The following is a 12,343-nucleotide window of genomic DNA, read 5'->3' as shown; positions in this document are numbered from 1 at the left end:
AGGAGGCGCCGCTGAGAGACTCCACGCAGCCCCCTCAAGGATTGGGCCGCCAGGCTCGAATCCGGTAATAGATTTGGGGTGAGTTTCGTGCGGCAGGATCAATCAACAGAATGGCATTGGTGGTGGGCTGGGCCGGCAGGTTTGTCCACACCGTCCACGGCCCCGCCCCAAGGGGCGAGAGATACTCCACCACATAGGCAATGTCGGGCTGGGCGGTGAATCGCAGAAGCGCACCCTGCGAGGCATTCACAGCGAATCCCTCCACTTTAAGCACACTGCGGGCATCCAACGGATGCGTGCCGCTGAGGTATTCCTCGTAATTGGTGCGACCGTCGCCATCCGGATCATCGTCCCGTCCATGGCCCGGCCCGGAACCCAGGCCGTAGCGGGCTTCCCAGTCATCGGGCAGGCCGTCACCATCCAGGTCCAATCCCGCCACCGAAACCACGGCCACGTCACTGGTGGCCGCCCCGTAGGCGTTGGTGATCACGAGATAATACCCCCCGTCATTAACGCCAGCCTGCAGATTGGTCAGGGTCAGGCTATTGGTGCGCGCCCACAGCAAAGGTTCTCCGCCAGCCCTGTACCACTGGAAGGATAACGGCGCCGTGCCGGCCACGCCAGCCGTCAGGGTGACGTTAGTGCCGGCAGGCGCCGAGCGGCTGAGCGGCTGATTGGTGATCAGCGGCCAGGAAATTACCGTCACATTACAGAGCACACTGGCCCCTGTGCCGGCCAGGTTGGTGGCCGTGATCCGATACACGCCGGCATTGGTGATTTGAATGTTGACGATCCGAAAAACAGGATTGGTCACCTCCGTCACCCGATTTTCCAACACCACCGGCACGCGTTGGAATTGGTAATAAAACGGTGGTGGATAACCCGAAAACACCGGCGCAAACACCACGTCCACCCCGGCAGTGACGGTGAGTGTGGAGGGGATGCCCTGCACCGTGGTGACCCGCCGCATGGGCTGCACCCAGGCCGGGGCGCTGACGCGCGCCCCAACCAAATCCGACACAATCACCCGGTAAGCGCCTTCATGGGCGATTTGCACGTTGGTGAGCGTCAGGGAGGCACCGTTGGCCCCGGGAATGTCCACCCCATCCTTCTGCCACTGATAGCCCAGCGGCCAGGGACTGCTGGCCACCACCGTCAGGGTCACGTTGCCGCCCACCAAAACATTGGTGCTGAGGGGCGGTTGGACGATGGAGGGCAGAGATAAGACCGCCAAGGCGGCCGCTTCGCTCAGCGTCACACCATGCGCGTTGGCAGCGCCCACCGAGTAATTGCCCTGTTGCGCCAGGCTCACATTGGTGAGGGTGAGCAGGCCGCTGGTGTTGGTGGCAATCACGGTGCCCTTATAGCGCCAATAGTATGTAATCGGCCCCTCACCCGTGGCCGTGGCCGTGAAAACGGCCGTACTACCCTCCACCACCGTCTGGCTTTGCGGTTGGAGCGTGAAGACGGGCGCGGCCCCCATCAGCGGCCCACCTGCCCACCGCGGCCAGGCCGCCCGCCAGTTGGCCGGATCATTGGCGTAGGCGCTCAAATCAATCCGCTGCAGAGATGCGCCAAAACCATCGGCGCCACCGGGCCACGGAGCGTTGTCGCGGTAGCTCACCTGCTCCACCATCATTTCCCCCCGGAAACCTGTGGCAAATTCGATGGGCGCCTTGAGCTCCACATCTTCGCCGGAATTGTCCAGCTTGCCCGCGTACGCGCCCAATATGGGCATCTCAGGCGGCACACCGTATTTCTGGCGAAAAGCAGCCAGCTCGCCCGGGTTGTTAACAGGATTAAAATTGACCAGCATCAACCGCCCCCGTGGTGGCAGCCAGACGTTGGTGGGAAACACAAAATCCACCCCCCCGGAAATGCGCCAGGTATTGGTAGGTGAGGCCGGATCAAACAATAGAACAGGCTGGGAGGTTATATTGGCCAGAACAATGTACTCCTCGCGGCTGTTGTCGTTGGTGCCAAGGTCTGGCGGCCGATACATGATTTCGGCAATCACCACCGGCCCCACTGCCGGCCCGGCGTTGGCCTCTCCCAGCGTGACGCGCGCCTGCCGGACAAAGTGCTCCGCGCCCGTGCTGGTCACATGCCGTCCCCAGGACACGCCAACCTCGGAGCCGCGGAAGTTAAAGCCATGGTAATAACCACTAAGCTGTCCTTGCGGGTTGGCACTGAACAAGCCCACCGCGCCACCACTGCCGCTCCACGTCAGCCCTCCCATACCGGAGATCAATTCGCTCTCCATCACCACCCGGAAGCCGCCGGGGGGGATTATGGAATTGGACGGGAATTGGAATTTGAACGGCTGGTTGAGATCGTCTGTCAGCCACCAGCCGCTGATGTCGGCCGGTGTGTCCCCCAAATTGGCCAGCTCCACCGCCCGCACCTGGCCGGGGCCGGAATGCGCCAGCACCTCGTTGACGACCACCGCCGGAAACAATGGCGGCGCCAGATTCGGGCCACCCGGCGAGCCGTTAAACGCGCCACTTGGCCGCCAATTGGCGCGGTTATCCCATAGCGAGGCCGGCGCGTTTTCATCCACCACCACCAGCGAAAACCCATAGCCATCTGTGATGGGATACCATCCATCGCCATAGCCAAAACGTTGAATGGTGCGGCCGGCGGCATCCACCAGGTGCAGCGTCTCGCCGGCGTTGCTGAGCTGGCCCACATACACACCGGCCACCGGCGTCTGGGCGCCATAGCGCAGGGTAAAAGCCGCCCGATTTCTGACCAGCACCAACCGGGCGCCGGGCGCCAGCGTACCCGCTTCGAATTGGAAGCTGATGCCCTCAATGAAGCGCACACCGGCGAGCGCCACCGTCTGGGTGCCTACATTGCGCAACTCCAGATATTCAAACAAATCGGCGTCCGTAAATCCGGCCGCCTGTTCGGCCGCCGTGGGAGGCGCCGGATGATACATCAACTCGGTAACACGCAGCGACGGCAGCTCCGGCGTGAGGAAGTCCGCCTCGAGCAACGCGCTCCAAACATTGTTGACCAGGGCGCGCGCCTTGACGCGCACGCTGCCGGTCAGTGGAATGGGCGCGGTATAGGCGGCCGCCGTCGGGGATACCGCGCCGCCCACCAGGCGCGGATCGCTCCCATCCAGCGTGTAATACACCACCCCGCTGGGGTTGTTCAAACTGATGGCCAGCGGAAAGCCATTGGTCACGTAACCCCCGTGACGGTTGAAACCGGGGGCATTCACGGCGGGATACAAACCGTCCGTCTTGAGCTGCGCCAGAACCACGTCGGCCCGGGTGGGGAAAATGGTGTTGGGCACGGCGTTGACGGCATTAATCCAGTCCGTCTCGCCATACGGCGGCTCCCGTGGGGCCGCATCCCCCCAGCGCGCAGAGTAGGCGCGAATGGCCTTGGTAATTTGACTGGCCTTGCGCCACCAACGGTTGGTGCAGGCTGAAAAGGTCAAGGCCCCGTTGTTGAAGAAATGCTTCTGCACGTGATCGGCAAAACGGAGGCGGTACTCCGGATTGTTCATCAAATCCTCATGCATGTACTGCGGATTGGAATAGGTGAAATTGCCCACATTCGAGCCGCTAATGCCGCTCCATGGCCCGGTGCGGTCCACCTGCCAACTCGGCGCGCCCAAGGTGTGCTCGCAGTCGCTGTTGAAGAAAATCCAGCCCCGCTCCGGGTTGTTGCGATTCTTCATCGCAAACCAGTTGTTGGGCCGGGTGTTCGAGAGAAAGGCCGACAGCGTGGCATCCCCGTCCCCGGAATAGAAGATGCCAATCATGTAATCAATCAGGTTGTCCACATCCAGCATCACCGGCAGCGAGGGGTTGCGTGTGCCATCCGGGTTGCGCCCCAGGATGCGGAAATAATTGGAGTTGGAGGGATTGCCCGGCACCGAGCGCACCATCACCCACAAGTTGGACCAGGAGGTCATATTGCCATCGGTGACCTCCGTGACAAAATTCCCCACATGGTTGGCGCACTTGACCACATCGTAATCCTCCTTCCGGCCCCCCAGATAAATCTCGCCATAGGAGGCCTCCGGGCGCTCGTCCGTTTCATACAAGCCCCAGTACTGGCCGTTGAGGTAAAGATGATAATACCGGGAGCGGCGATAGGGCTGGCCCATCGCCCCCAGGGTTTCCCGGCACCACACCTCGCGCACCATGGTCTCGTAAAGGCCATTGCTGCCCGTCTCCCGCGGCCAGGAGTAATTCTGGCTCGTGCGCAGGTCAAAGGTGTCGAACTCCTGGGCGCCTTCGTCCTCAAACAGAGGATATCGCAGACGGCCCAACCCATAATCCCGCCGGAAAAACACCCGGAAGGAATGTTTGACAAAGTTGGCGTTGCGACTGTAACCGCCGCGAATGCGCAGACCGCACGGCGCCTGAAAACGTCCCGGCACTGCATTGGTCGGATCCAGCAACTCAATGGAGCTGGGCCGCTCCCATTCCTCCCCATGCCCGTCGGCATTGGCATAGATGCCGATGACCGGATCAAACAAATTGGGCAGCTCGGTTACAATCGAAAGGGTGGGGATTTGGGTGAGCGCCTCACGCCATTGCTCTCGGGTGTACTTGCTCACCACTTCGGGATCCATCCCATAATCCACCCGATTCCGCCCCCAACTGGCGGGGAAATAGGGCGGCGGCCGGCCATCGGGCGACTGATAAATCACGTCATCCAAAAACAGGTAGGTGTGCGTGTCCACATTGGTGGGCCGGTAGCCTGCCTTGAACGCCCGCGCCCGCACCACCGTGGTGTTGGTGATGGTGAGCGGGCCGGTGTACAGCATCCCTTTCCCCGGCGCCGGCTCATCGCCATTAAAGGAGTAATAAATCTCCGCACCAGGGGTGGCCGAGGTGATGGACAAGGTGAATGGCTCAAAGAAAAATCCCCGGTTCACGCTGAACTTGGTGTCCGCCACCTGTCCATAATAGAAATCCGAGTTGTTCTGCGTCCCCGGTGTGGCATCCACCAGCCAGGCGTAGCTGGATACGACGGTATGCTGCAGCTCCAGGACAGGCACCATGAGAAAGTCTCCATTTTGGGCGGAGACATTCATCGCGTGAATCGCCAGCCAGTTGGTGCCCGGCACCAGCAAACCGGCCTGGGCACTAAGGTCAAACGTCTCCTCCAGCCGGGCCGCAGGCAGGGTGCGATTGGTCACGGCGGCGCTGTTCCAGTCCAGTACCGCCGGCGCGTTGGCGCGCGCCACTTCCACCCCATTGAGGTAGGCCACAAAACCATCATCATAGCGCAGCCGCAGCCGCAACCGCTCCACCGCCTGCTGCGGAGACACGACAAACGGCAGACGCAAAAAGGCCGAGGCATTTACCCCCAACATTTGCGGTTGCACATCCGTTTTAAGGTACAGCCCGAAATCCGTTCCCAACATCCCTTCCACCACCACCTCCGCCAGAGAGAGAACATTGGGTTCATCGGCATTCCCCTGGCCGCCCGAGCCGGACAAATCGGGATCCGGAATCCGGATCACCCGCACCATCCGGCCCAGCACCGGCTCGCCGTTCAACGCCACCACATCCACCGTGATACTCATGGGGCCGTTGGGATAGGTGTAGCCGGCGTTTTCCGGATTCAGCAACGGCGATTGCCAGTTGGTGACAATGCCGGACACATTGGTGGACAGGATGAGCACCCGAATATCCCGCAAACGGGACTGGCAGCAGGAGGAGCGGTTGTAAAGGATGACCCGCGAAATGGCAAAATGATTGGTGAGGGTGACCTGCCAGAACGGCGCGGAATCCGCCGACGTGGTATGGGTAAAATCCGAAGTGCTCCCATTAATGGCCAGGCTGGCGCTGTAGGAGCTGAGCGTCGTGCTCTGCGATGCCGTGCCGCTTAGCGCCACATTGGCCGCCACCCCGCTGCCTTTGTTGGTATCATAGCCTACGGCGGCAGGCACGGCACCGGTAAACCACAGTCCGGACGGCACAAAGTCCGGCATCGCCCAGCGGTTGTCCCATTGCCCGGCGCTGGCGGGAATAAGAATCTGCGGCACGGAGCGGTCCAGCAACGATGCCACCATCACCCGCCGGGCAATACCATAGGAAATATCCTCCGATTGGGGGGGATAGGTGGGCACAAAGCCATGCACCACCGCTTGACCATCCGTCAGCGCCAGAAACTCACCCTCCGCCGCCAACTCGAAATTGGCATGCAAGCGCGCCGCCGGGTTGCGCCGGTTTTTGCCCGAGGCAAAAACCAGCAGATAACCATCGGCCGGCAACACCATTTCTGGAAAAGCCCACTTGCGCAAATGAGCCGGATCGTCCGTCAGATAATACCCGCCCAGCGAAACGGCATTGGTGGTGAGGTTGTGCACCTCAATCCAGTCCGGAAAATCTCCATCTTCATCGGCCAGCACGCGGTTGTTGCTGGCCATAAATTCGGAGATTTCCAACGAAGGAGCAGCGGGCTGTGCGGTTGTCACTAAAACGTAACACACCGCCCCGATCACAACGGCGAGGCGTCTCATAGCAGATTGGTTGCCCCTAATAAAACATCCATCCCCGCCAGTGGCAACTGCTTTCCGCCATTTCAAGCGGCCGGCACCAGTGCCAAGGGGTGGTCGTGATCCAAGTGAGCCGCGCACACCGCAAAAAACTCGGCCCGTGTTTTCGCCCGCCGGCTGTCGTGCAAAAATGCCGCCGCCTCCGGCAGCCCCAACCCCACCTGATTGCTGAACTTCTTAAGTGCCTGCACCTGACATGCTTCGCTCACGTTTGGGGTGGACGTGGCCTCGTCCAAAGCATGCAAATAGGCCAGCACTTCGCGCCCTCTCGGGAAAGTGACCGGCCGCCCCGCCAAATGCTCACGAATTTGCCGAAAAAGCCAGGGATTGCGAATGGCCCCGCGCCCCAACATCACCCCGCGCGCACCGGTCTGCTGCAGAACCCGCGCGGCATCAGCGGGGCTGAAAACATTGCCGTTGGCCAGCACGGGGCACGGCATCACGGTGGCCGCTTGGGTAATCAAATCATAACGCACCACTCCGCCGTAGCCATCGGCCACCGTCCGGCCATGCACCGTCAACAAATCCAAACCGTGCCGCGCAAAGATGGGCAGCAACGTTTCAAACTCCGCCGCGTCCGCAAACCCCAGCCGCGTCTTCACGGTCAAGGGAAGCGTGATGGCCTCGCGCAGCCTGCCCAGGATCAGGTCCACCCGCTGCGGCTCCCGCAGCAGCCCCCCGCCGGCGCACTTGCGATAAACCACCGGCGCTGGACAGCCCAAATTGAGATCGATCCCCGCCACCGGATGCCGGGACAGGGCCTGTGCGGTGCGGATCAGGGCGGGAATGTCATTGCCAATCATTTGCGCCAGCATCGGCCGGCCGGTGGGGTTTTCATCCACGCACCGCAGAATGTCTTTCTCCGGCCGCGAGGACGCATGGACCCGGAAATATTCCGTCACATACAAATCAGCTCCACCATATTGATGCAACAGCCGGATGAACGGCAAGGTGGTCACATCCTGCATCGGCGCCAGCGCCAGCACAGGCGTGCCCCCTCGCCACAAGGCGCGAAATGATTCCACCGGACTCATGCGCGGCTCATCCTGCCGTTGTCCCGGGCGCGGGGGAGTTTTTACACCGGGCCAGCCACAAGCCAAAGGCGGTCAACAAGCCATTGACCAGCAGCAATTCGTTGCTGAACTGGTAGCCTCCCAACCACCGCGGGCCGAAAACTTCCAGCACGTAACATACCACCGGCGGCAGCAGACAGGCCAGCGGGGTCCACCGATCCTCCACGCGCATTGGCGTGAACAACCCAAAGAAAAACAGGCCCAGCAATGGCCCATAGGTGTAATTGGCCAGCTTCAACACCAGCAAGATCACCTCCCGCGCGTTCAAGGCCTTGAAGGTCAAGATCACCAGCAGCAGCAGCAGCGCGAAAAAGACATGCACCTGATGCCGCAGGCGCGTTTTATACGCCTCATCCCACTGCGGCCGCCGGTCCATGTCCAGGATGTCAATGCAAAAACTGGTGGTCAGCGTGGTCAGCACCGTATCCGCGCTGGCAAAGGTGGCCGAGGTCAGTCCGATGATGAACATCAATCCCGCCAGCAGGCCCAAATGCTGCAGCGCCAGCAGCGGAAACAGATGATCCAGATTGGCCGGCTTCGCAATGCCTTTGGCATCGGCATACGCATGCAGCAGCGCCCCCAGGCACAAAAATGCCAGATTGACCACCATCACAATCAGCGCAAACCACCGGATGTTTTTCTGCGCCTCGGGCAGGGTGCGCGCGCTTAGGTTGCGCTGCATCATATTTTGATCCAGGCCCGTCATGCACACCGCCACCACGATGCCGCCAATGAACTGCTTGGGGAAAAAGGTCTTCGCCTGCCAGTCCCAGAAAAACACCTGGCTGTAACGCCCCTCCCACAGGTTGGACCACACGGCGCCCACGCCCCAATCCAGTTGCCGGGCAATCAGGACAATCGAGAGAAACAGCCCCAGCAGCAGAAATGACGATAGAAAGGTGTCGGTCCACACAATCGTTTTGATGCCACCCTTGAACGTGTAGGCCATCATCAACAAAATCATGAAGGCCACCGTGGCGGCAAACGGCACGCCCCATTGATCCAGCACAAAATGCTGAATCACCCCCGCCGTCAAATACAACCGCGCTGCCGCGCCCAATAGACGCGAGACCAGAAAAAAGGTCGAACCCACTTTTTGCGTGCGCGGCCCATACCGCCCGAATAAGTAGGAATAAATCGAGGTCAGATTCAGCCGGTAATACAACGGCAACAACACCCCGGCAATAATGAGGTAGCCCAGGGCGTAACCCATGACCATCTGGAAATAGCCAAATTGTTGCAAACCCACCTGGCCCGGCACCGAAATAAAGGTCACCCCGGACAGGGATTCCCCAATCAGACCAAACGCCAGGATATACCACGGCGACTTGCGCTCCCCAAGAAAGTACGCATGGGCGCCGGCCTGCCGGCTTGTCCGCCAGGCAATGGTCACCAGCACCACAAAAAACACCCCGATGCAGCCCAGAATCAGCGCGGGCGTCATGCCGCGCAATCAAACGGATTCACCGCCCCCCTGCCAAGCAATTATTTGCATTTTTCGGTGGGGAGCGCACCCTGGCCCCCTCGTCCCCGCCCTGCCCCCCTCTCCGCGCTACTTCACCACCTCATGCTCACGCACCAGCCGCACGCTGCCATCCCCAAAACCCGCATGGGACCGCCCCCGAGTATGCCGATGCGCCAGCCGGTCACTCGGGTGCCCCGGCAGGCAGGCGCCGTCATTGGGATGCTCCTCCTCAAACACCACCACCGTGGCGGCGGGCTTCCCTCCGGCCACCGCGGCCAGGTGCAGGTGCATGTTCATCGTATAACTAAATTGATACTGCCGATGCCGCGTGTCCAAATCGCGCGGGCAGGCCATGGTGCGCGAGGAAATCTCCCCCAGCCACGGCGCCAGGGCGCTCTGCTCAATGCGGCGGCCCGGCTGCCAGTGCAGCCAGTCTTGCGGCAACTCATCCCCCAGCTTGCCGCAAGCGGGATACTGGGAATGTTCCGCGGCATAATTCTGAAACGCCACCGCCAGCCGCCTCACATTCATGGAGCAGACCGTCTCCTTGGTGCGCTCGCGATTCAGTGAAACGAAGGCCAGTATCACCATCCCCAAAATGCCCAATACCAGCAACACCAGCGCCACCTCGGCGCGGCTGGCGCCCAGCACCCAACGCTTTACGGTGTGGTCGTGGTGGGGTCGCATCTTTCCCTAAGGCCGCGCCGGCACACTGGTGTGCTCCACCAGCCAGCGCATGTCCCGATCCGTTGGCGGCGTATAAAACGGCACGCCGCTCAGGTGCACCCCTGGCCGCAAAGGCGGCTGCGTCGTGGCCTCCTGCCACTTCTTTTTGTCCACGTGCCCGTCGGCAAATGACACCACCGCCGCCCCTTCGTGGTATTGGGCCGGCGTGTCAATGATCGCGTACCGGGCCGCCATGGCCACCGCAAAGTATCCGTCATTGATTGAATCCTCCCGCTCCTCAATAAACACCCACATCCCCGCGGGGTTGGGGATTTGCGCCGAGCGCCGAAACGTCACGTAGTTGGTATCCTGCCACACGCCGGAACCGTTCATGTAGGCGTTCATCGCCACCGTGCGCGTGCGCGGCAAATCCACCCCGTCAATTCGCACCGTGCTGCGGTCGTGCGCGCATTTGTAGAGCTGCGGATTTCGGGTATAAGGCCCCAACGACCCAAACGGACGGTACTTCGCGCCCACGAGCAGCTCCGTGTCCACGGACTGCCGCTTGTCCCCCTGCTCGTTGTCCAGCCGCAGCCAGCCCGCCACCCAACTGGGATGTTCGGCGCTTTGCCCTGCGCCCGGCTGGTCATTGTTGGGGGGCAACTCGTGATGATCCACCTCGTACATCTGCCACGCCACTTGCAACTGCCGCAGATTGTTCAAACACCGCACCGTGGCCGCCCGCCGTTTGGCCGCCCCCAAAGCCGGCATCACCAGCGCCGCCAACAGCGCCATGATGCCCACCACCACCAGCAGCTCCACCAACGTGAAGCCCCGCCGCCATACCCGTGGACACCGCCGTTTCATGGCGTCGAACGCATCTGCCGAAAAAGTTGGGCCGCCGCCAGCACCAACAGACCGTTGCGAATTACCGTGATCACCGATTCTAACAGCGACCCGCCCGTGCTGTAATGGTAACCCGGAAAAATGATGGGGGTGATAAAAGCGGCCACCGTGATCAACAGCAGCGGCGGCGTCCAAGGCCCCAGTGCCGCCACCGCCACCACCACGGCCAGCCAGATCAGGTACTGCGGACTCAAAATGATGTTGAACGCCACAAACGCCAGCAACGGCAACAGCAGCGTTTGCGCCAGCTCCGGCAGGCTCAAGCCTTCCTTGGCCCGCTGCGCCCGCCAACAGGCCGCCGCCACGCCGGCCAGTGTCGCCACCACGAACACCGCCCGCGCTACCGGGAATAACCGCTCCGCCACCGGCCCCGTCACCTCCAGCCACGCTTTGATCGAACGATATTCCGCGGCCCATAACCCCAGATGTTTCCCCAGCCAGATGACCGACGCAAACAGGCTCTCCACCTGCAGGCCGCGTTCAGCGTGAAAGCCCAGGAAACGCCACCAGGGCAGCCCCAGCCCCAAAAGCACCAGCGGCGCAGCCCCCGCCGTCAAACCCAGGACAAACGGCCTGAGCCGCCCCGTCCGCCACGCCAGCACCACCAAGGGCGGCACCCACACCACCGGATACAGCTTGGCCCCGATGGCCAACATCAACAGCACACCCGCCAGGCCCTGCCGCTGACGCCACCATGCCAGCAACACCCCCAAACACAAGGCTGCCGGGATCAGGTCGTACCGTTGCAGATAAAAAAAGTGGTTCGGCGCCGTGCACAGGCAAAACACCACCAGTGGCAGAAACATCCGGGCCGTCGGCGCATACACCGCCGCCGCTGGCCCCTCACCTGGTGACGCGGCAGCCTCCTGCTCCCGCCACCAACGAAACACCATCCACAGCAACAGTCCTTTTACCAGCCAGTCCACCAATAGCATTTGCGCTGAGAACGCGGCCAAATGACCGCGCTCGCCGGACTGCAACGCCGTCACCAGAAAAAACGGCACGGCATAAGGCGGGTACTCCAGCACATAATCGCGGTAAGGCAATCGCCCGTCCAAGGTATTCAGTGCCACCTTTTGGTATAATTGAACGTCCGCATGCGGATTATGCCGTAATCCGCGAAACAACTCCGCCACCACCACCAAGCTCAAAAAGCCCACCAAAAAAAATATCCAAAAACGCCGCGGGTCCGACATCACCTCCACCACCACTCGCCCCGCCGCCCAACGCGACAACAATGCTTGCGGAGATTCATCCACTGCCACTTTGTCTGGTGATCCTTGCTCGTTCATGTCCAATTAACCCGGTTTCAAGTAGCACTTGCGCTCCGCATTCTCCCTTTGGCGTCTTGCCGAATGGCATTCCCCCTCAACTCGCCCAGCGATTATGCACGTACAACGCCGTGAAATACAACTGCAACGTCCCCATCAGCGCCACCAAATACCACAAAACCCACCGCGCCAGTCCCTCCCGCAAATACACCGCCAGCCCGATAAACATCGGAAACGCCATCATCATCAGTCGCGGATACGACCAGTAGATATGCGTCAGCCCAGGCACCCCTCCCACCAGCAGCGCATACGCAAAATACCGCTCGTCCAGACGCCACACCAGCACCAGCGCCTGCGCAAACAGCACATAATGCAACCGGTCCACCGCCGAGGTCAGGCCCCCGTGAAACTCGCCGATGTTCAGCAGCCC

At 61.3% G+C, this 12,343-nt stretch carries 7 protein-coding genes; all 7 read right to left on the bottom strand.

Going from position 1 to position 12,343, the window contains the following annotated elements; all coding sequences use genetic code 11:
• Window positions 1-34: 34 nt before the first annotated feature.
• Window positions 35-6,496 carry a lamin tail domain-containing protein gene (locus N3J91_16355; protein MCX8157985.1) on the bottom strand — a complete coding sequence of 2,154 codons (6,462 nt, stop codon included), beginning with the start codon at window positions 6,494-6,496 and terminating at the stop codon, window positions 35-37.
• A 62-nt stretch (window positions 6,497-6,558) separates the two neighbouring features.
• Window positions 6,559-7,566 carry a tRNA-dihydrouridine synthase family protein gene (locus N3J91_16350; protein ID MCX8157984.1) on the bottom strand — a complete coding sequence of 336 codons (1,008 nt, stop codon included), beginning with the start codon at window positions 7,564-7,566 and terminating at the stop codon, window positions 6,559-6,561.
• Window positions 7,567-7,573: 7 nt separating this feature from the next.
• On the bottom strand, window positions 7,574-9,049 hold the full coding sequence (locus N3J91_16345) for a sodium:solute symporter (protein MCX8157983.1): 1,476 nt from the start codon (window positions 9,047-9,049) through the stop codon (window positions 7,574-7,576).
• Between the two features lie 108 nt (window positions 9,050-9,157).
• Window positions 9,158-9,757 (bottom strand): DUF1559 domain-containing protein, encoded by a 600-nt coding sequence (locus N3J91_16340; GenBank protein ID MCX8157982.1) that lies wholly within the window; start codon window positions 9,755-9,757, stop codon window positions 9,158-9,160.
• 6 nt (window positions 9,758-9,763) lie between these two features.
• Window positions 9,764-10,603: a type II secretion system GspH family protein gene (locus N3J91_16335; GenBank protein ID MCX8157981.1), complete on the bottom strand. Its 840-nt coding sequence runs from the start codon at window positions 10,601-10,603 to the stop codon at window positions 9,764-9,766.
• Complete coding sequence (locus N3J91_16330; GenBank protein ID MCX8157980.1) at window positions 10,600-11,934, bottom strand: glycosyltransferase 87 family protein; 1,335 nt, start codon at window positions 11,932-11,934, stop codon at window positions 10,600-10,602. The genes N3J91_16335 and N3J91_16330 overlap by 4 nt, the downstream gene beginning before the upstream one ends.
• A gap of 76 nt (window positions 11,935-12,010) precedes the next feature.
• Window positions 12,011-12,343 (bottom strand): hypothetical protein (locus N3J91_16325; protein MCX8157979.1); only part of this gene is annotated, 333 nt, incomplete at its 5' end.

The sequence above is a fragment of the Verrucomicrobiia bacterium genome (assembly GCA_026414565.1).
Classification (GTDB): Bacteria; Verrucomicrobiota; Verrucomicrobiia; order Limisphaerales; family Fontisphaeraceae; genus Fontisphaera.
This window is presented reverse-complemented; position numbering and strand designations above follow the sequence as displayed.